This window comes from Paraburkholderia sp. GW821-FHT02A12, from assembly GCF_059422005.1.
In genome coordinates this window covers 928340-950166 of record NZ_JBWKWA010000002.1, presented here as the reverse complement: position 1 = coordinate 950166, position 21827 = coordinate 928340, and the positions used below count along the sequence as shown (strand labels likewise).

Sequence of the window (21827 nt, the reverse complement as noted above, 5' to 3'; positions counted from 1 at the left end):
GAAAAATTTCCCTGCCCATGATTGACCAATCCAGCGCTAACCTGGAACCGCAGCACGTACCGAAGCGGACTCCTCCCCCCGAGCCTTTCAGCGAGCGCCTGGCGGCGGTTCGCGCCCACCGGAATCCGCTCATGGAAGCCGCCCGCCCTCTCCTGCGTGCACTGACCGACATGCCGGAATACCTCGAGGCGGACGCCATTGTTCTGCTGCGCTCAATGCTCGAGCAGGAATTGCGCATGTTCCAGAAACTGTGCGAACAGGCGAACATCCGCCGCGACCACATGATCGGCGCACGCTACTGCCTGTGTACGGCGCTGGACGAAGCGGCCATGCAGACCGCCTGGGGCAAGGGCGGCGACAGCGGCGTGGAATGGATCACCAACGGCCTCGCGACGATCTTCCATGAGGACCGCCAGGGCGGCGACAAGGTCTATCTGCTGATCGGCCGGTTGATGACCGAGCCACAGGAACACCTCAACCTGCTCGAGGTAATCTACCGGATCCTGAGCCTTGGCTTCGAGGGCCGCTACCGGTACGAAACCGGCGGTTCCCGAAAACACGAAACCGTGCGCCAGCGACTCTACAACGAGATCACGTCGCAGCGCGGGCCCGTGCCGGTTGTCCTGTCGCCCCACTGGCAATCCGACGTGAAGGGCAAGCGCGCATCGTTCTATGACTTCCCCGTCTGGATCACGGTCGTCGTGCTCTCGCTGATCCTGCTCGGCCAGTTCAGTTACTACAAGTACGAACTGCTAAACCGCAGCGCGGCAGTCCAGAAGCAGATCGCCGACATCGCACACATGACGCCGCCCCCTGCTCCGCCGGTCCTGCACCTCAAGGAACTGCTGAAAAGCGAAATCGCCGCCGGCACCGTCAGCGTCGACGAGGATGCACACCACAGTTCGGTCACGTTCCGCGGCGATGCGATGTTCCCGCCGGGTGGCGCGTCAGCGAAGAAGACGATGGGTCCGCTGATCACGAAGATCGCCGGTGAAGTCGCAAAGGTGCCGGGCAAGGTGACGGTACTGGGATACACGGATAACGTGCCGATCCGAAGCCGCCAGTTTGCCTCGAACGAGGCGCTGTCTGAGGAGCGCGCCACCCAGGTCATGCAGATGCTGCAGTCCGCCGGTGTGCCGGCGAGCCGCCTTGAGGCCGTCGGCAAGGGCGACGCCGATCCGGTTGGCGACAACAACACCATACAGGGCCGTGCGCAGAACCGGCGTGTCGAAATCACGGTCGCGCAGTAACGGACGAACCAGACCCATCGGGATTAAAGCATGAAGAAGTTGTCATTTCTGGTGTCGCGCCAGTTCCTCGCCCTCCTCGCGTTGGTGGTTATTGCGCTCGTTATCTGGTTTGTCGGACCACTAGTTGCGTTCGGCGGCCTGAAGCCGCTCGCGGGTGTCGGCATGCGGGTCCTCGTCATCGCGTTGCTGCTCGCCGGGGTGCTGCTAAGGCTCTCAGGCTGGTCGACGAGCGTCGTGTTCGTCGCGTTGCTGTGCCTGCTGATCTGGTACGCGGCGCCGCTTATCGCCTTTGGCTACGACGAACCTTTCGCGCCGACGTCTGCCCGGCTGACCGCGATCGCGGTCGTGCTGACCGTGTTCATCATCTACTGGGTTATCCAGCTCTGGCTGCGGATGCGAAGCGACGAGCAGTTCCTCAACAACCTGCTCGAATTCGGCGGCAAAAAAGAGGAATCGCCCGCGGCCAGCCAGTTGAAGAAAGTCAACGCGGTTGTCATTGGCGCACTGGCGCGCCTGAAGGCGATGCGCACAGGCGCGCACGGGCTGGGCAAGCTGTTTCAGGGCAAGCGCTACCTGTATGAACTGCCGTGGTACATCACACTCGGCTCGAAAGCGTCGGGCAAGACCAGCGCGCTGCTGAACGCGGGGCTGTCCTTTCCCGTGGCCGAGCAGATGCAACGGGCGACCAGCGCGCTGGCAGGCGAAGCCGGGTCCGTCGACTGGTGGATGACCAATGATGCCGTGCTGATCGACACGGCAGGCCATTACACGCGTCACGGGACGTCGCAGCACGAGTTGCCCGCACCGGTTGATGCTGCGACCGGAAAATCGCCAGCCGGCGAGTCGCAGGCAGACGGAAATCGCGATGAGTCGAAGCAGGAGCCAGGCGACAGTGTCGGTACCGCTGACGCAGCAGAATCGAAGGCGACCGCGTCGACGGGCGCGGTCACGGCGACTGTCGTTCCCCTTCGTCGCGCTGGGGACGAAAAGCGGGACGGGCAACGCAAGGTCGTTGACGAAGCCGAATGGCTTGGCTTTCTGGGGATCTTGCGCCAGCACCGACCGCGCGCGCCGATCAACGGCGCGCTGCTCACGGTCGATCTCGCTGAACTGACGCGTTTTGACGAGAACGCGCGCATCGCTGAGGCCGCGGCGCTACGCGCACGCCTGGCCGAACTGCGCACGGAGCTGGGCATCCGCTTCCCGGTCTACCTGCTGGTCACGAAGATGGACCGGCTGACGGGTTTCACCGAATACTTCGGTTCCCTGACCGCCGAAGGCCGCGCGCAAACCTGGGGCTTTACCCTCCCGTACGGCAAGGAAACGATCGCGAAGGAAGGTGTCCGCGCCCGCTGCAACCAGGAACTGGGCCAACTGGCCGCGCGTCTTGCCGATGGTGTCGACACACGCCTGCAGGACGAGTACGACGCGGGCAAACGCCGCCGGCTTGCCGCGCTTTCGGAAGAATTCGCCGCCCTCACCCGCCCGCTCGGCGACCTGATCGAGCGCGTGTTCCTCGATTCGCGCTATGACGACACGCAGCTCCACGCGACCCTGCGCGGCGTGTACTTCACGAGCGCCACGCAGGCCGGCGACGAAATCGTGGCCGAACGGCGCACGGTTGTGCAGCGTCTCGCGGCTACCCTAGGACGCACGCCGGGTGCGCGCACACCACCGCAGGAAGGCAACCAGGGCTTCTTCCTGCATGACCTGCTGACCAAGGTGGTGTTTCCTGAGGCGCACCTGGTGCGGCCTAACCTTCGGTGGGAATACCGTTTCCGCCTGCTGCGCCTGATCGGCCACGCGCTCGCGCTGCTGCTCTTCGTGTGGCTGGCGATCAGTTGGCGCATCAGCTTCGGCAACAATGGCGACTATCTCGATGCGATCGGACACAAGGCACAGGCGCTCGCGGCAAAGGTGGCCCAGCTGTACAGGGAGCCCAGGCCCGAGGCCGTGCCCGATACGCTGACCGATGCGCGGTATCTGCCGACGTACCGGGGTCTCGACCTGTCGGATCCTGACAGCGCCTGGCGCTTCGGCCTGTACACGGCGCCCGACATCGTGACGGAAAGCCATCATTCGTACGATGCGCTGGAGGACAACCTGCTGTTGCCGCAGATCGTGCGCCGGATGGAAGATGTCATCTCGCAGGCGATCGCGAACAAGGACTCAAAGACGGCCTACGATGCGTTGCGGGTGTACCTGATGCTCTACGACAAGGCGAAATTCGACGCCAACGACGTCAAGGCATGGGTGCTCGACGACTGGGCAAAGACGGACAGCGCCGCAGTATTCGGCGGACGGGCGTCGATGATCGATCACGTCCAGCAGCTCTTTTCTGGCGATCGCGTGGTGCAGTCGCCGCTGATCCGCAACGACGCACTGATCCAGCAGGCCCGTTCGTTTCTCGATGGCAGCAACGCCACCGACCGGCTCTATCAGCGCGCCAAGGCAGCCATGCAGAAGGAAGCGCCCGACGAGTTCACGCTGATCCGCGCGGTCGGCCCGCAGGCCGGCACCGTCTTCACGCGGGCGAGCGGCGCACCGCTTTCGCGTGGCGTGCCGGGCCTGTTCACGTTCGATGGATACCGGAACCTGTTCGACAAGCGCCTGCCTGAGTTCGTGCAGGCTGCGCGCGATGATGACGCGTGGGTGATGGGCCGTTCGTACCTCGCCGGTCTGGCCGATGCAGCTCAAAAAAAAACGGCTGACATTGTGAGTACCGCGACCGGCGCCGACGATCCGCTGACCGAAGCGATCCGCCGCGAATACCTGATGGAATACGCACAGCAGTGGGATGCGTTTCTCGGCGACATCCGCACGGTGACGGGCACGAGCCTGCAGTTCAACCTGCAGGTGCTGCGCAACTTTGCGGCGCCGGATTCGCCGCTTGCACGCCTCGCGAGTGCGGCGGTGCACGAAACGACGCTGACGCAACCCATGGCAGCCGCAGACGGTTCCTTCCTGCAGAAGGCGACCGACCAGCTCAGCCAGAAGGCCGATAAGGCACTCGGCATCCGTGCATCGGAACGTGTCGAGCGTGAACTCGTCGACAGCCACTTCGCGGCGTTGCGCGAGGTGGTGACCGGCAGCACCGAGGTACAGGCAGGCGTACAACCAGCTGCTGCCCAACAAGGCAAGACAGGTCTCGACGGGGTGACGAACCTGCTGAACGACTATTACACGGCGCTCACTGTCGCCGACAACGCGCTCTCTAACAACAGCATGCCGCCAGCGAGCGACACGGCGGCGAAAATCAAGATGACCGCCGACACAATGCCCGCCCCATTCCGCGCGGTGCTCCTGGCGCTCGGCGCCGACGGCTCGCGCGAGGTCAATCAGGGCATCGGACAGTTGCTGTCGCGGCAGATGCATGCCGTGGTCGGCGACACCTGCCGGCTCACTATCGAAGGCAACTATCCGTTCACGCCCGACAGCCAGCGCGGCGTGAGCATCGACGATTTCACTCGGGTATTCGCCCAGGGTGGTGTGATTGATGACTTCTTCACGAAGACGCTCGCGCCGTTCGTCGACACATCGGCGAAGCCGTGGCGCTACCGGACGCTACCCGGCGCGACCGAACCGGTACAGGGACCCGATCTCGAGCCGTTCCAGCACGCGAAGGCGATCCGCGATGTGTTCTTCGGTGACCCCGGACAGAAGCAGCTCACGTGGAAGGCAGATATCCGCATACCCGAACTGGACCCGACCATTACCGGGCTGACGATCGACATCGACGGGCAGACGACGCTTTACCAGCACGGCCCCGTTGCTCCGTTTGCGGTGAGCTGGCCGGGCCCGCGCGGCGGTGTCCACGCCGAGATCACGGCGAACCCGCGCATCCGGCCCGACACGTCCACAATCGCGACGGACGGTCCGTGGGCGCTGATGCGCCTGCTGCAGAAAGGCCACGTGGTCGAGACCGCGACGCCCGGACGTACACGTGTCGCATTCGACTTCGACGGCCGCAAGGCGGTGCTCGATATCGCGAGTACCGGCAGTGTCGCCAATCCGCTGACGAGCGACGTATTGAAAACCTTCAGGTGTCCCAGTTCGATGCCCATGTTCAACCTGACGGACAGCGGACCGCCACCGGGTTTGCCATCGGCAAATCCGCCCACGTTGCCCGCTACCAGCATTGCCCGATAAGCCGTTCCTGAAACTGTCCCGGCACCTCGTTTGCCAGAAAGGATTCGGTGTCGCAGCCCGCAGCCGATTTGTTACCGCGCGCTTTCCTGACCCGGTGCAATACCGTTGTCCGTAAGCGCTAGTTGCCGCTTCCCCGGGCGAGGTAAGCCGTCGTCCCGATCTGCCTCCTGCGTCGACGGGCGTTGCAGGGCACACGCTCAACTGCATCCGAATGCCGCCATCTAGCGTATAAATGAAGCAGGTGGGCGAGCCACCGTCAGGAGACACAGCCATGAAATTCATGATGACCTTCCACTGGGCACCGGATACCCAACAGCGTGCCGAAGCCATTGCGCGCTTTCAGCGAACCGGCGGGCTCCCGCCGGACGGCGTCCGGTTGGTGGGCCGGTGGACGCGAGCCGATCTGGGCGCAGGGTTCGATCTGCTCGAAACAGATGATATGAAGAAACTCACCGAGTTCGCCTATCAATGGAGCGATCTGATGGAGCTGGAAATCACCCCGGTGCTTGACGACGCCGAGCTGGGCGAAGTGCTGGGGCGCGTAGTCAAGTAGTTCAACGCATGTTCGACATCGACACTATTCGACATGAACACCACCGGGCGCGCCCGCAGCCACGACCTGCGGCACCACGTGACCCTTGCAGCTGGGCCGGGACGCTGGCGACGAGCGATCCTGGCGATGCTTGTCGTGCTGATCGGCTATGCCGCCGCCGATCTCTTCTGGCCGTTGCACCGTGACCTGAGCCGCTTTGATCCCATTGCGACGGGGACACTCGAAACAAAAATATGGCGCTCTTACTATGACCGCCAGCACGTGAAGCTCTTTCTTGAACTGGCGCAGACCCTGCGCACGCAGTATCGCTTTCCGTGGCTAAGGTCGTACGTCGGCGCTTACTACGGCGCATCGGCCGCCTTCACCTTCAAGGAAGGCCAGCAGCGCAGCGATTACGAAAAAGCGTTGCCGGCGCTGCACACCTATTTCAGCCTGATCCGCAATACGGGGAACCGCGACTTCGATGTCCGGCGCACCGCCACGCTCGAACTGGAATGGTGGATCGTGCACCGGCAGCGTGAGCGCTATCCGCCCGGCGCGTTGGCCAGCGCGTGTGCTGAAGCTGCCGCAGCGCTGTACATGGTGCCCGCGAACTCGACACTCGAACACGGGCGCTTGCGTGCGCAAGCGATGCTGCTTCGCGACGCCCGTGAAGAAGCCGGCAGCGTCACCGACGCCGATTGGGCAACCATCGAATCGCTATTGCACCGGAGCTACCTGTCGCTTGGCCATGCCGTTTCATCGACGCCAGGGACATCTACGAACTGATCGAGGCGCTGGTCTATGACAAGGCCACCGTCGTGCGGCACGTCGTCGGCGATGAGCTGATTCACTGCCTGCTCCACTGCCTCAGCGGTAAGCGGCTGAGACGAAACAGATCGACCTCGACCTGTCTCACCCCGACGCCGCGCAGACAGTCGTTGATTGTGTTCGCGAACGGTAGCGCACCGAGAGAGCCTTGGCACACCAATCCCCCGATGATTGTGCCGCAACAGCGAGCGCGCTCGAGAAATGGAATAGTCCTCCGCATCTGGCCGTTTACACCTCGTACCAGAACCTGGGGCATATTTCGATGAACACCTGGCCGAAGTACATCATTCGCTCCAGTGGCTGCGTGCTGCTGGCCACCTTCTCCGCGTTGCTCGCTGCCTGTGGCGGAGGTGGCGGCAGTAGTGGCGCGAACAACATGCCCACGACGATCGCGTTTTCCGGTACGACGGCAACCGGCAAGGCGCTCGCGAACGCTGCGATCAGGATCGATTGCGTGCAAGGCTCGATGTCCGTGGCTGCTGATTCGAACGGGAACTACCGCGCGACGCTTGGCGCGGTGCCACCTTGCCTGATCACTTCGACGTCGGGTGCGACCGTGCTGCTTTCGACGGCATTTGCCGGCGGCACCTACAACGTCACGCCGGAAACGGATCTTTTGCTGTCGTATCTGGCCGCGCAGCTGGGCACGACCGAAAGCGGACTCGTCGCCGGCATCGCGACAAACACGCGAATTCAGCAATCACTGGCGAATCAGAACAATGTGCTGACTGCTGAGAACGCTGTTGTACAAAATCTGCAGCAAAGATATGGCTTGACGCTGACCGCTCCGAATTTCCTGACCGCTTCGTTCGCCGTCGGTCAACCGGGCGTGGACAGCGATCTCGAAGCACTCCGCGCCAGCGGCGCAATCGACGCTAACGGCGAGCCAGACCCTGCCGCCGTCACGCTCATGACGACGACCGGAGCCGCGCATCCGATCGCGACATCGCCAGCCTCCGGCACGGGCGGAAGCGGCGGAAGTAGCGGTAGCGGGGCGGGTACCGGAAGCATGGGCGGCATGATGTGACGCGACGGGACACGACGGAATGCCGCGAGCGTCACTTCACGCCTGAAGCATCTCCAGGCACGCGCACCCACCCTTCCATCAACACACGAGCGCTGCGGCTCATGACGGCCTTGGTGACGGTCCACTCGCCGTCGCTCTGGCGAGCTTCTGCACCCACGCGCAAAGTTCCCGACGGATGGCCGAAGCGCACCGCGTCGCGCTCGCCGCCACCGGCCGCGAGATTCACCAGCGTGCCCGGGATCGCCGCGGCCGTGCCGATCGCGACCGCGGCCGTCCCCATCATCGCGTGGTGCAACTTGCCCATCGACATCGCCCGCACCAGCAGATCGACCTCGCCGGCAGCAATGCGCTTGCCGCTCGACGCGACGTAATCGGCCGGCCTGGCGACGAACGCGATCTTCGGCGTGTGCTGCCGCGTCGCGATCTCGTCGAGATGCCCGATGAGGCCCATGCGCAGCGCGCCATGCGCACGAATGGTCTCGAACCTCGCGAGCGCTTTGTCGTCGCTATTGATGGCGTCCTGCAACTCGGTACCCGTGTAGCCGAGCGCTTGCGCGTTCACAAAGATGGTCGGAATGCCGGCGTTGATCATCGTCGCCTTCAGCGTGCCGACGCCCGGCACTTCGAGGTCGTCGACCACGTTGCCGGTCGGGAACATCGCGCCGCCGGCGCCCTCTTCTTCGGCGGCCGGATCCATGAACTCCAGTTGCACTTCCGCCGCGGGGAACGTCACGCCGTCAAGCTCGAAGTCGCCGGTTTCCTGCACGGCGCCATCCTTAATGGGCACGTGGCCGATGATGGTCTTGCCGATGTTGGCTTGCCAGATACGCACGGTGGCCACGCCGTTTTGCGGAATGCGGTTCGCGTCGACCAGGCCGGCGCTGATCGCAAACGGACCCACGGCGGCGGAGAGATTGCCGCAGTTGCCGCTCCAGTCGACAAAGGCCTTGTCGATGGAGACCTGGCCGAACAGGTAGTCGACATCGTGATCGGGCCGGCTGCTCTTCGCGATGATGACCGTCTTGCTGGTGCTCGAGGTCGCGCCGCCCATGCCGTCAATCTGCTTGCCGTACGGGTCCGGGCTGCCGATCACACGCATCAGCAGCGCATCGCGCGCCGCGCCCGGCGCCTGCGCGGCTTCGGGCAAATCCTGCAAGCGGAAGAACACGCCTTTGCTGGTGCCCCCGCGCATATAAGTCGCCGGAATCTTGATCTGAGGTTGGTGAGCCATGAAATTGTTGTCCTGATGTGAGTGGGCGGCACGTCGCCGTACCGCCCGAACGCGGTGAGAGAAACGCGTTCTTACATGCCGTCTTCAGGCTTGTCTTTTACTTTCGTCTTTAAGTACGTCTTTAAGCACGTCCGTAAGCACGTCCTTAAGCAGCCGCCTTCGACGATTCCAGAAAATCCTGCGCAAAGCGTTGCAACACGCCGCCGGCCTCGTAGATGGACACTTCTTCCGCGGTATCGAGCCGGCAGGTCACCGGCACCTCCACGCGCTCGCCGTTCCTGCGATGGATCACGAGCGTGAGGTCGGTGCGCGGCTTGCGCTCGCCGATCACGTCGAAGGTCTCGGTGCCGTCGATACCAAGCGTGTGACGGTTCACGCCGGGTTTGAACTCCAGCGGCAACACGCCCATGCCGACCAGATTGGTACGGTGAATACGCTCGAAACCTTCGGCGACGATCGCTTCCACGCCGGCGAGACGCACGCCCTTGGCCGCCCAGTCTCGCGACGAACCCTGGCCGTAGTCGGCTCCGGCAATCACGATCAGCGGCTGCTTGCGCTCCATGTAGGTTTCGATGGCTTCCCACATGCGCGTCACCTTGCCTTCGGGCTCGATGCGGGCCAGCGAGCCGGCCTTCACCTTGCCGTTTTCCAGCACCATCTCGTTCTTCAGCGTGGGGTTCGCAAAGGTGGCGCGCTGTGCGGTGAGGTGATCGCCGCGATGGGTTGCATAGGAGTTGAAGTCCTCCTCCGGCAGGCCCATCTTCGCCAGGTATTCGCCGGAAGCGCTGTCGGCGAGGATCGCGTTGGACGGCGACAGGTGGTCGGTGGTGATGTTGTCGCCCAGCACGGCCAGCGGGCGCATGCTCTTGAGCGTGCGCTCGCCGGCCAGCGCGCCTTCCCAATACGGCGGGCGGCGGATGTAGGTGCTCATCGGACGCCAGTCGTACAGCGGGTTGGCCTTCTCGCCGGTATCGACGGAGACGGCGAACATCGGCTCATACACCTTGCGGAACTGTTCCGGCTTCACGCTGGCAGCGAAGATCGCGTCGATCTCTTCATCGGACGGCCAGATGTCCTTCAGCGTCACGGCCTTGCCGTCGGCGTCGATCCCCAGCACATCTTTCTCGATGTCGAAGCGGATGGTGCCGGCGATCGCGTAAGCCACCACCAGCGGCGGCGACGCGAGGAAGGCCTGCTTCGCGTACGGATGGATGCGGCCGTCGAAGTTGCGGTTGCCGGACAGTACGGCGGTGGCATACAGATCGCGCTCGACGATTTCCTTCTGGATCACCGGATCCAGCGCGCCCGACATGCCGTTGCACGAAGTGCAGGCATACGCGACGACGCCAAAGCCCAGCCGTTCCAGTTCCGGCAGCAGCCCGGCCTCTTCCAGATACAGCGTGACCGCTTTCGAACCCGGCGCCAGCGAGCTCTTCACCCACGGCTTGCGGATCAGTCCGCGCCGGTTCGCGTTGCGGGCGAGGAGGCCCGCGGCGATCATGTTGCGCGGGTTGTTGGTGTTCGTACAGCTGGTGATCGCAGCGATGATCACCGCGCCGTCCGGCATCAGGCCAGGCTCGTTCTCCACCTTGCCGCTGATGCCGCGCGCGGCCAGCTCCGAAGTCGGCACGCGCTTGTGAGGATTGGACGGCCCGGCAATATTACGCACCACCGAAGACAAGTCGAAGCGGATCACCCGCTCGTACCCGGCGTTCTTCAGGCTGTCCGCCCAGAGGCCTGTTTCCTTCGCATAGGTTTCCACCAGCTTGACCAGTTCGTCGTCGCGGCCGGTGAGCTTCAGGTACTTGATGGTCTGCTCGTCGATGTAGAACATCGCGGCGGTGGAGCCGAACTCGGGCGCCATGTTGGCAATGGTTGCGCGGTCGCCCAGCGTCAAATGGGCAGCGCCTTCGCCGTAGAACTCCAGGTACGAGGACACCACCTTCTCTTTACGCAGGAACTCGGTCAAGGCCAGCACGATATCCGTCGCGGTGATGCCCGGCTGCGGCTTGCCGGTCAGCTCCACGCCGATGATGTCCGGCAGACGCATCCACGAAGCGCGGCCCAGCATGACGCTTTCTGCTTCGAGGCCGCCCACGCCGATCGCGAGCACGCCCAGCGCGTCCACCATCGGCGTATGCGAGTCGGTGCCCACCAGTGTGTCGGGGAACGCCACGCCGTCTTTCACCTGCACCACCGGGCTCATGCGCTCGAGGTTGATCTGATGCAGGATGCCGTTGCCCGGCGGAATGACGTCGACGTTCCTGAACGCGAGCCTGGTCCAGTTGATGAAGTCGAAGCGGTCTTCGTTGCGACGGTCCTCGATTGCACGGTTCTTCACAAACGCGTCCGGATCGAAGCCGCCGCACTCGACGGCAAGCGAGTGGTCCACCACCAGTTGCGTCGGCACGACCGGGTTGACCATCGCCGGGTCGCCGCCTTGAGCCGCAATCGCATCGCGCAGACCCGCGAGATCGACCAGCGCCGTTTGGCCAAGAATGTCATGACACACCACGCGCGCCGGGAACCACGGAAAATCCAGCTCGCGCTTGCGTTCGACGATCTGCTCGAGCGATGCGTTCAGCGTGGCCGGGTCGCAGCGCCGCACGAGGTTTTCGGCCAGCACGCGCGACGTGTACGGCAGCTTGTCATAAGCGCCTGGCTTGATCGCATCGACGGCGGCGCGCGTGTCGAAGAAATCCAGCTCGGTGCCGGGAAGGCGTTTGCGGTTTGCAGTATTCATGGCTTAGAGGACAACTCTGGGGACAAAACAGTAATGATCCGGGGACGGTGTGGCGGCCGGGCTTCAGTTTAGCTCGCCGGCTTGCCGCCGGTCTCGCGAACAAGCTGCAAAACGCACCGCAAAAAACAGCCTTGGCTCGGGGTTCCAGCGAGCCAAGGCCCAACTTCATTGCATCGCTCTCACGAGACGCAATGGAGGAGAAACGCTTGCGGCTTTGCCCGTACGCGTTCATGGCGCCTTAAAACACACCTCGAGACACCTGAAGACGCCTTGAAACGCTTTCACACGCGTTTGGCGAGCGGCACGAACGGCAGATCGTCCGGGCCGGTGTAATTCGCGCTCGGCCGGATGATCTTGTTGTCGATCCGCTGCTCGATGACGTGCGCGCTCCAGCCAGCGGTGCGGGCGATCACGAAAAGCGGCGTGAACATCGCCGTCGGCACGCCCATCATGTGATACGACACCGCGCTGAACCAGTCGAGATTCGGGAACATCTTCTTCGCTTCCCACATCACCGATTCCAGCCGCTCGGCGATATTGAACAGCTTCATGTTGCCCGCTTCCTTCGAAAGCTTCTTCGCGACTTCCTTGATGACCTTGTTGCGCGGGTCGGCAATCGTGTACACCGGGTGGCCGAAACCGATCACCACTTCCTTGTTCCCGACGCGCTTCCTGATGTCGGCTTCGGCTTCATCCGGCGTCTGGTAGCGCGACTGGGTCTCGAACGCGACCTCGTTGGCGCCGCCGTGTTTCGGACCGCGCAGCGCGCCGATCGCGCCGGTGATCGCCGAGTAGAGGTCCGAACCCGTGCCCGCGATCACGCGGCCAGTGAAGGTCGAGGCGTTGAATTCATGCTCGGCGTACAGGTTCAGCGACACGTGCATCGCGTCGACCCACGCCTTCGACGGCTCCACGCCGTGCAGCAGATGCAGGAAGTGGCCGCCGATCGAATCGTCGTCGGTTTCGACCTCGATGCGCTTGCCGTTATGCGAGTAGTGGTACCAGTACAGCAGCATCGAACCGAGCGAGGCCATCAGCTTGTCGGCGATATCGCGCGCGCCCGGCAGGTTGTGGTCGTCCTTCTCGGGCAGCACCGCGCCGAGCACCGACACGCCGGTGCGCATCACGTCCATCGGATGCGCGGCGGCCGGAATCCATTCAAGCGCGGCTTTGACGTTCGCGGGCAGCCCGCGCAGCGCCTTGAGCTTCGTCTTGTAGGCGGTCAGTTCGGCCTGCGTCGGCAGCTTTTCGTGGACCAGCAGATACGCGATCTCTTCGAATTCGCAGGCGCCGGCGATGTCGAGAATGTCGTAGCCGCGATAGTGCAGGTCGTTGCCGGTCTTGCCGACCGTGCACAGCGCCGTGTTGCCCGCGGTCACGCCGGACAGCGCGACGGATTTCTTCGGTTTGAATGCGCCGGCGTTCGGCGTGCTGTTGTCTGCTTCGCTCATGATCTTGTCTCCAACTGCGGGGTGACTTTTCGCGGCCTGCCACGTGGCGAGCCTGTTTTCGCACGCGTGACAGCCAGGGTATCGGGTTCAGGCCGGCGCGCGGCCTCATGGTGTCCAGTGAAACGGGTGCTTATAACGCAAAGAACGGGCCATGCGCTGCCGTTCAAGCTAAGTGCCTGATTTAACTAAAAATCGCGCACAGATCACGAGCGCATAACATTTCACAAATGAAATCCTGATTTCGAATTCGAAACTGCTGCGCGCATAATAGGCGGACTTCTGAACCTTTTCCGACCTGTCCCCGACCTCTCGCTCCCCCCTAACTCCTAACCCATTACCGAGCCGCCCGCCGTGAGCACCCCAGCCTTTGACCCCGCCCAGCGCCCCCGCATCTGGGCGGTCAGCATCAGCCGCCTGCGCGATCTGTTTTTCGACATCGCCGGCGAGTACGTCGAACGCGCCGACCTGCGCATCGTCTCGCACGGCTTCGAGGACGCCGTCCACGAAATCGACGCCGTGGGCGCGGGACGTCCGGATGTCGTGATCGCCGGCGGCTCGAACGGCGCGTACCTGAAAACGCGCGTCTCGGTTCCGGTCGTGCTGATCAACCCAACCGGTTTCGACGTGATGCACGCGCTCGCGCGAGCACGGCGCGACGGCGCGTCGGTCGCACTCGTCACGCACGGCGACACGCCTGACGAAGTACGGCGCTTCACCGCCGCTTACGGCATCGACGTCGTGTTCGCTTCATATCAGTCCGCGCAGGACGCGGAGAGTGTCGTCCTCGATCTGCGCGATCGAGGGATCGACGTGGTCGTCGGCCCCGGACTCGTGACCGATCTTGCCGCGCACGCCGGCATGGGCGCGGTGTTTCTTTACTCTCGTGCGTCGGTGCGCGCCGCGTTCGACACGGCGCTCGAAGTCGCGCAGGCCACCCGCCGCGAAACCGTTCGGCGTCAACGGCTCGACAATCTGCTGCAACATCTGCGCGACGGTGTCGTCGCGCTGGACGCGCAAGGGCGAGTCGAGGCGATGAACCAGCGCCTCGCCGCCGTGCTCGGCATCGACGCGGCGAACGCCGTGGGCCGCTCCCTGCTCGAGATTGCACCCGATCTCGCGGGCGCACTGCCGGACGCGGACGGCGACACGTTCAGCTCGGTACGCGGCGTGAGCTACGTCGTGCATCGCGGGCCGCTTGCGGGCAGCGGCGCGGCGGCCGGCACCGTGCTGACGTTTCAGGAATCGCGTGCGGTCGAACGGCTCGACCGCACGTTGCGCTCGCGGCAGCGCGTGCAGCAGTTCACCGCGCGTTACCGGCTCGACGATATCGTCGGCGCCTGCGCGTCGATCGAACGGGTGCGTACGCTCGTGCAGCGCTATTCCAGATCGGACGCCACCGTGCTGATTCTCGGCGAGAGCGGAACCGGCAAGGAAATGGTCGCGCAGAGCATGCATCAGTTGAGTGCGCGGCGCGACTTTGCGTTCGTCGCGATCAATTGCGGCGCGTTTCCCGAGGCCTTGCTCGAAAGCGAACTGTTCGGCTACGAGGAAGGCGCGTTCACCGGCGCGCGCAAAGGCGGCAAGGCGGGGCTGATCGAAGTGGCGCATCGCGGCACGCTGTTTCTCGACGAAATCGCCGAAATGCCGTTGTCGTTGCAGAGCCGTCTGCTGCGTGTATTGCAGGAGCGCGAAGTCGTGCGGCTCGGCTCGACTGAGCCGACGCGAGTCGACATTCGCGTCGTCGCGGCGACGCATCGCGCGTTGACCGAGGCCATCGAGGCGGGCCGCTTCCGCGCAGACCTCTACTATCGCCTCAACATCCTGAGCATTGCCCTGCCCCCGCTGCGTGAGCGGCCAGGCGACCTGCAGCCGCTCGCCGTCGAGCTGCTGCTTCAGGCCGCGACGCGCGAGCCGCGGCTTGCCGCTCGCCTGCCCGACGCGGCGGCGGCGGCCCGCGCTCTTGACGGCATCGGCGAGCCGTTGCGGCGTTACGCATGGCCCGGCAATGTGCGCGAATTGCAGAACGTGGTCGAACGGATCGCGGTTGAACTCGCCGACACGGATCCTGATGAGGCAGGAGAAATCCTCCTCACGCGCGACGAGCTGCGCACGGTTGCGCCTGAAATCCTCGAGTCGTCCGCGCGCACCGGGAAGGCCGCATTGACGTTGCGCGAGCGTAGCCGTCACGTGGAAGCGGACGAAATCCGGGCGGCGCTGGCTGCGTGCGACGGCGATCGCGACGCGGTCTGCACGGCGCTCGGCATCAGCAAGACGACGTTGTGGCGCAAGCTGAATACGGTCTGACTACGGTCTGATCGCGTCGCGACCTCGCCGGTCGTGATGCGCACGCCGCCGCTTATGACCAGTGCGCCGGTACCCAGATGTTTCCGACCCGGTGGCCCGGAATCCACACGATGGGACGCGGCGCCGGCGCGAGGTAGACGGTGTGCGGCGCGACATACACGGCAGGAGGCGGCGGCGCATAGATGACCGGAGGCGGCGGAGCGTAGACAACCGGGGGCGGCGGCGCAACCACGACCGGCTTCGGCGCGACGCGCGTCGCTGCGCCGGAGTGATTGACGGTCCCGCCGTCCTGGATGCCATAGCGGACTATTTCTCGAACGGTAAGAAACCGTTTCTCGAGCAGCCGATTGAGCGAGCTCTTTAGGGTATCGCGAGATAAATGGTGGTCCGCGTCCTCGCATGCGCAATGTATTGGCACAACGTTCGCATTGTTCGCAGATAGAGGATGCTTGCCTCACGACAGCATGCAACAACTCCGTGCAGCGTTGCTAATTCTGATTTAACTCAAATCAGGGCTTCATATTCTGAATTTCAAATTCGGAATCGTCCTATTTTTTCTGGAACGCACGGGCTATAAGCTTCGTTGCCATACATAGCGGACATGAATTAACCAACATCTCATTTTTTGCGAATCAATCAGTGAACAGGAGGATAAATGAGCGCAGTCTTGGATCGCCAGAGTAATGCCGCCAATTTCTTGTATCCATCGGAATTGGCGCGATACCAGCACGAAGGTGTCATTGGTAAATTCAGGGACGAATGGGATGTGGAAGAGGCGGAGGCCCTTGATATCTTTTCTGAGATGAAAAAGTTTCTCTTCGTATCAGAGCACGGACAGAAACAATGCATCGAATTTGAAGTCGACGAGCCCATTTTTATGATCGACAAAATGTGGCATCATTTCATCCTCTTTACCAACGATTACGAGAAATTCTGTCATCGCTTTTTTGGGAAGATGCTCCATCACATACCATTCTGTTCGGCGCACCTGACCCAGAAGATCAAGATGCTATCCCAGAATGGCATCACGTTGAGCGATCACAAGCGCGATAGGCTTGAGAAACAGCTTCAGGTCATCAGCTCGACGTTCGGCAATGAAACGCTGATGAAATGGTATGTGCAATACGGCAACAAGTACTCACCCGAAAAGGTGAACATGTTGCAAAGGCCAGCCTATCATGGGGAACTGAAAAAGCTGGGAATGCCAATCGATCCTAAAGCCGCTGACAGAATGACGGACGGCGAACTGATCCAGGGCATCATTCAGCGGGTATCCCCGTCAATGTATTGCGGCGGTCATAGCTGCGGCATGTATTGCACTTGCAACTCCTCCGGCAATCTGTATAGCTAAGACACCAACAATAACAAGGTATAACACCCCCGTTCACGTCAATGCCTGAGTCGATCCGGGGTGAAGCTAGTCATGGAGGCGATAATTGGATCAAGGAACGGACGTGTCCCATTATGTTGCACAGTTACTGGCTCGTTATAAGTACCACTTTGCGGGAGTAGTGGTTCTCGCATGTCTGAGTGCATTGCTGAACACATCATTTGGCGCCATGCTGAAATGGCTGACAGACGGACTGCAGCATGGAAAATCAGATGTTCTTTTCCCTTTTATTGCGTTGTTCGCATTGCAAAGATTCCTGCTCCCGATTACGGGCGCCAGCGGCATGATGATTTCGAACAGACTCGCGAACCGGATCGAAAGCGATATCCGCAAGAGCTGGTATGAGTACGTTGTCAGCCTGGATTATGGAAGCGCCAGACTGAAGAATTCCGGAGAATACCAGAAGAAAATACAGGAAGCCGTTGTTTCAGTACGCACGCTGCTGAACAATACTCTGAGATCTCTGCTTTCCATCGTCCTTGATATTTTCTCAATTGCCATTTTTTCGATTGTTTTCGTAAGCTTGGAGGCAGGACTGGTTCTGCTGCTCTTCGCTGCCTTCTACTCCGCATTCGTTATCTATGTCACAAAGAAGCGCGTGCCAGTGATGAGGGAAATTGCGCAATCCGATGCCGAATGCTCGGCGTTTATGCATGATAGCTTTATCAACTCCGGATCGATCTCCCCCGATATTCGCAATAGCCGGGTGAATCAGCACGAAATCCTGCTTACTAAACTGGAAGACAAGAAGAACCATAACTCCAGAAAGCTGTTTCTTGATAGTGCCGTTTCGTCTCTAATCTGTCTGGCAGCCTGTTTCCTGACACTCATGGCATATTATGGGCAAGGTGCAGGATCGACTGGCGCCATCATCTTGCTGGCAACCGGGCTGGCTCAACTTATCATTCAGATCAATACACTCGGATTCAATTATCGCAACATCCTCAGTGCAAGGATCGATATTTTTCGAATCTCAGAGGGACTAAAGATCAGAGAAGACATCAACGTCGGCGCTGCGTCTCCGGTCTTTGGTGCCAGTCGATATGACTTTTCCTTTCAGGGTTTCAAGGCTGCTGGCGTCGCTTCAAATGACACACCACCAATATATGGTGCGATCAGTATCAATTCCGGAGTCTTGAACACGTTGCACGGTGCCAGCGGCATTGGCAAAAGTACTGTCGCACGTGCGATGCGCGGGGAAATCCGGACGTCGGCCAGGCAACTGCTCGTCAATGGCACGGACGTCAGCAACATGGAGTCCGATCTTCTACTGGGAAAGATTGGCTATGTTTCCCAGGACAACATCATCTTCAATGAATCCATCATCCAGAATCTTCGGTATGGGAAACGTGACGCCACGCACAAGGAAATCGTCGACTCGCTCTCAAAGGTGGGGCTGCAGAAATTCCGCGATAACCTCGAATACGTCGTCGGGGAGAAAGGCGGGCGGCTTTCTGGTGGAGAGCGCCAACGACTGGCTATCGCTCGCGGGCTACTGCAGGACTGTGAAATCCTGATTCTGGACGAACCGTTTGCAGGACTCGATGAAGAGAGGGCTTATGAACTCGCCGGCACCATAGCGAGCCTGGCAAGTGGCACGTGCATGTTTGTGATTATGCATCAGCGTCCCGAATCACTATTCGGCCGAGACTCCATAATCAACCAGCACATCATGGATGAACATGGTGGCAAGATTCAAATTGCAAACCGGAGGGCGACATGCTGAATTCCCCCGATTTCCTGACTGACGGTTTGCATTTCAGACCTTATATCTTTGATTCCATCCGGGTCGAAAAAATCGCCACTTGGGACGAAGTCAATTCGCTCCTGTCCAGCGGACTGATCGATTACCCCAGAATCCGCGTTGCCTCCGCGGGCAACGAATACAGCCGAAGTTATAACGGATTCCTGCGCTATTCACTCTCCGAGCGAGGCGAGAGGCGGCCCAGACTTGTCCCTGGAGTCCTGCACAAGGCAATGCGAAACGGCTGCGCGATCATCATCGATCATTGCGAAGCCTTCTTCCCAGGGATCAGGGCATTGACCGGCGAAATCAGTGTCACGCTAGGCTGCCGGGCATGGGCCAACCTGTACGTTTCCCCCAAGGGCCCAAGCGGATTTGGTTGCCATTTTGACGATCACGATATCTTCGCCATACAGATTCACGGCAGCAAGCGTTGGTCAATACATGCTCCTACATACCACTCGCCAAACCGGGGGGATAAGAGCTTCCACTTACCATCTCCCAAAGGCAAGCCGCTGAAGGAGCACGTGCTATCCGCAGGGGATGCCCTGTACTTGCCGTTTGGCTATTGGCACGATGTGGAAGCGGTGAGCGATATTTCCATGCATGTCACGATCGGCCTGGACTTCGCGAGAAAACTGGACGCCCTGAAGCTGATTTCGGAAGAACTCGCCAAGGACCGGTTTTTCCGCAATAAGATCAATTATTCGATGACTGAGTTTGAAGCGCGCGAACTGAAGGAACGACTGGTTGAGGCGATACGTGATCTGGATATGGAAAAATTTCTTGCGAGACTGTGTGAGCAGCGGCTCGAAAAGGGAACAAAATTCAATTTTCCAACATTCTAGAATGCATAATGAATAACGATAAGTTAGATCTGGTCAAATTCTCCTCGCAAGTACGAGATTTACTCGATAGCGAACTTCAGATTTCGGTTGGCAACATGGAGGTTGTGCCGTTTGCCGAGAAGCTGTACAAGCTGACGCGCACCCGGGCTTACAACGAAGGCGTGCTCGACGCAAAGCGGGTGACGGACCGCAAACTGTCCGACATTTCCGAGCAGCTCGATATCTTGTTGCAATATGAGTAAGAAGTATTCTCTACAGCAGATAAGAGAGGTCTGGATAAATGCCTATCTGAATGGGGAAGTGGACTGGCTCTCCTATCTGGAAGCCCCTTCTTTCTTTGTAAAGAAAAATTCCGAGCTGATATCCAAAGCCGATCAGATAGCATACGTTGAACGAAGCCGCACCATATTTCCGAACAAGAGAGCCGGTGATGTGGAGTTCAGGGAAACAGTCAAGGAGATGCAAGAACACAAGAACTGGGCCACCGTTTCAGGTTCGGCCTCGTTCAAGAGAAACGGAGAGATCGTCAGCCAATGTGAATTTTTCGAGTTGTGGCTGATTGTCGAAGACCGGTGGCAGATCGCATCGCTACGTATCGAAGATACCGATCGGGCCGAGGAGGGGCAACGATGATGGATATGCGCCAAGGCGATAACAGGACTATGTCAAAAGCACTGGCTCTTGACGGTGAATACCAAGGTGCCAGAAGGGGCGCGGATTTTCTGCAGCGCCTTGAGAGTTGTCCGCCCGAACTCTGGTATCAAGGCAAACGTGTCGAGAATGTTCGAAATTTCGCACCGCTCAAGAACGGGGTGGGGACCCTTGCGGCGCTCTATGACTATCAATGGGATCACAGTTTACTGATGCTGGAGACTGTTGATGGCAGGAAGGTAAGCAGATCGTTCGCCATCACAAAGGATAGGAGCGATCTGCTTGCCGTTGGCAAGGCGCTTCTCACTGGCGCAAAGTTCAGTCATGGTATGCTCGGTCGCGACCCTGCCTACCTGAGCAGGTCAGTCGCCTCGTTTGCGGGAAGTGCCGACTTCTTCGATATTGGAGGCAGGACTTTTTCGCACAACGTCAAGGAATATTTCAGGTTCGTTCGCGACAACGATCTTGCCCTGACGCATACTATATTGAATCCACGGGCCAACCGGCGCATCGGACCGGCGTTTCAGGATGACCCAACGGTATCGGCCCATGTCACCCGGGAAACGGATGCCGGCATCTATATCACTGGCGCCCGGTTGGTCGCAACACTTCCTTTTGCCGATGAGATAGCAGTCTTCCCGGCGCGGCTGCTGGACGTCTCGGATGCTTCGAAAGATTACGCATTTGCATTCGTCCTGCCAACCAGTACTGCGGGATTGAAGTTCATCTGTCGCGATTCCGTTGATTACGGAATGGGCCCCAGGAATCATCCACTTGGTGCGCGATACGAGGAAATGGATGCGGTAGCGCTGTTTGATAACGTATTCGTTCCATGGGAAAGAGTATTCTGTTATCGAGACATAGATATCTGCAATCGGTTCTATGACGCTACCGGCGCAACGGCGCACATCACCTATCAGGTGGTCTGCAAGAACATAGTCAAGATCGAATTCTTTCTCGGCCTGATTTCGCTCATGATCCGAGGGTCGGGGCTGGAGGTATTTCAGCACATTCATGAAAAGATGGCCGACGTCTGGGCGGGGTGGCAGGCAATGAAGGCGTTCAAGTCGGCGTCCGAATCCGGGGCAAGACTCAATGATTTCGGCATGCTGGTTCCGGACTGGCCTCCGCTGGAGGCCGCCAGATTCATGTTTCCCCGCTTGTATCCGAGGATTGTGGAAATCGTTCAGCAAATCGGCGCCAGTGGCTTGGTGACATTACCCACGGGCGAGGATCTCGACGGGCCATTACGTGCCGAGATTGATAAATGCTTCCAGAGTATGAGGCTGGAGGCTGCGGACAAGATTGATTTGTACCGGCTTGCGTGGGATGCCTCAGTTTCCGCATTCGCAGGACGACAGGTACTTTATGAGAGATTCTTCTTCGGCGACCCTGTGCACATGGCAACACGTATATTCCGGAACAATCCATGCTCTGACCTGATGGACCGAGTGAATGATTTCATCCGCGCTAAGTATGCTTAACGCGCCCGAGGAACCGCACAATGCCACTGAGCGAACCGGGGCAGCGACGCCAGCTGGAGGGACACCTTTTTGAGAATTTTGTAGGCTGCGGTCGCGCTTTCTGAGAATTCTCACTCGCCGAATTCTCAGAAAATGCGCCTAACCCATAGATTTATATAGGGCGTCACACTCACCTTATAAGAGAACCTACAC

Annotated in this window: 15 protein-coding genes; 12 read left to right on the top strand and 3 right to left on the bottom strand. The window is 60.5% G+C overall.

Annotation, left to right across the window (positions count from 1 at the left end):
• Window positions 1-17 precede the first annotated feature (17 nt).
• From tssL to AC07WT_RS25610, 5 genes are all read left to right on the top strand, one after another.
• A complete protein-coding gene (gene tssL, locus AC07WT_RS25630) occupies window positions 18-1250 on the top strand; it encodes a type VI secretion system protein TssL, long form (protein WP_494949086.1) in 1233 nt (410 codons plus the stop codon).
• A gap of 30 nt (window positions 1251-1280) precedes the next feature.
• A complete protein-coding gene (gene tssM, locus AC07WT_RS25625; protein ID WP_494949085.1) occupies window positions 1281-5399 on the top strand; it encodes a type VI secretion system membrane subunit TssM in 4119 nt (1372 codons plus the stop codon).
• Between the two features lie 271 nt (window positions 5400-5670).
• Window positions 5671-5952: a DUF3303 domain-containing protein gene (locus AC07WT_RS25620; protein ID WP_492592991.1), complete on the top strand. Its 282-nt coding sequence runs from the start codon at window positions 5671-5673 to the stop codon at window positions 5950-5952.
• A gap of 33 nt (window positions 5953-5985) precedes the next feature.
• Entirely contained in the window at window positions 5986-6720 is a 735-nt protein-coding gene (locus AC07WT_RS25615) for a hypothetical protein (protein WP_494949084.1), read from the top strand.
• A gap of 190 nt (window positions 6721-6910) precedes the next feature.
• A complete protein-coding gene (locus AC07WT_RS25610; RefSeq protein ID WP_494949083.1) occupies window positions 6911-7789 on the top strand; it encodes a hypothetical protein in 879 nt (292 codons plus the stop codon).
• Window positions 7790-7820: 31 nt separating this feature from the next.
• On the opposite strand, the gene prpF is transcribed toward AC07WT_RS25610, so the two are convergent.
• The 3 genes from prpF to prpC all read right to left on the bottom strand — a co-directional run bounded on the left by prpF (window position 7821) and on the right by prpC (window position 13214).
• Window positions 7821-9020: a 2-methylaconitate cis-trans isomerase PrpF gene (gene prpF / locus AC07WT_RS25605; RefSeq protein ID WP_494949082.1), complete on the bottom strand. Its 1200-nt coding sequence runs from the start codon at window positions 9018-9020 to the stop codon at window positions 7821-7823.
• Between the two features lie 145 nt (window positions 9021-9165).
• Entirely contained in the window at window positions 9166-11763 is a 2598-nt protein-coding gene (gene acnD, locus AC07WT_RS25600; RefSeq protein WP_494949081.1) for a Fe/S-dependent 2-methylisocitrate dehydratase AcnD, read from the bottom strand.
• Window positions 11764-12044: 281 nt separating this feature from the next.
• Window positions 12045-13214: a bifunctional 2-methylcitrate synthase/citrate synthase gene (prpC, locus tag AC07WT_RS25595; RefSeq protein ID WP_494949080.1), complete on the bottom strand. Its 1170-nt coding sequence runs from the start codon at window positions 13212-13214 to the stop codon at window positions 12045-12047.
• Between the two features lie 351 nt (window positions 13215-13565).
• On the opposite strand from prpC, the gene prpR reads away from it, so the two are divergent.
• The 7 genes from prpR (at window position 13566) to hpaB (ending at window position 21635) form a co-directional block, all read left to right on the top strand.
• Window positions 13566-15518, top strand: a complete 1953-nt coding sequence (gene prpR, locus AC07WT_RS25590; protein WP_494949079.1) for a propionate catabolism operon regulatory protein PrpR — start codon at window positions 13566-13568, stop codon at window positions 15516-15518.
• Between the two features lie 655 nt (window positions 15519-16173).
• Window positions 16174-16869, top strand: coding sequence for a UCP032817 domain-containing protein (locus tag AC07WT_RS25585; protein WP_494949078.1), 696 nt, complete (start codon window positions 16174-16176; stop codon window positions 16867-16869).
• A gap of 85 nt (window positions 16870-16954) precedes the next feature.
• Complete coding sequence (locus AC07WT_RS25580) at window positions 16955-18634, top strand: ATP-binding cassette domain-containing protein (RefSeq protein ID WP_494949077.1); 1680 nt, start codon at window positions 16955-16957, stop codon at window positions 18632-18634.
• Window positions 18628-19500 (top strand): JmjC domain-containing protein, encoded by an 873-nt coding sequence (locus tag AC07WT_RS25575; protein WP_494949076.1) that lies wholly within the window; start codon window positions 18628-18630, stop codon window positions 19498-19500. Before AC07WT_RS25580 ends, AC07WT_RS25575 begins: the two co-directional genes overlap by 7 nt.
• An 8-nt stretch (window positions 19501-19508) precedes the next feature.
• A complete protein-coding gene (locus AC07WT_RS25570; RefSeq protein WP_494949075.1) occupies window positions 19509-19742 on the top strand; it encodes a DUF2164 family protein in 234 nt (77 codons plus the stop codon).
• Window positions 19735-20133 (top strand): hypothetical protein, encoded by a 399-nt coding sequence (locus AC07WT_RS25565; RefSeq protein ID WP_494949074.1) that lies wholly within the window; start codon window positions 19735-19737, stop codon window positions 20131-20133. Before AC07WT_RS25570 ends, AC07WT_RS25565 begins: the two co-directional genes overlap by 8 nt.
• A complete protein-coding gene (gene hpaB, locus AC07WT_RS25560; RefSeq protein WP_494949073.1) occupies window positions 20130-21635 on the top strand; it encodes a 4-hydroxyphenylacetate 3-monooxygenase, oxygenase component in 1506 nt (501 codons plus the stop codon). The genes AC07WT_RS25565 and hpaB overlap by 4 nt, the downstream gene beginning before the upstream one ends.
• Window positions 21636-21827: the final 192 nt, after the last annotated feature.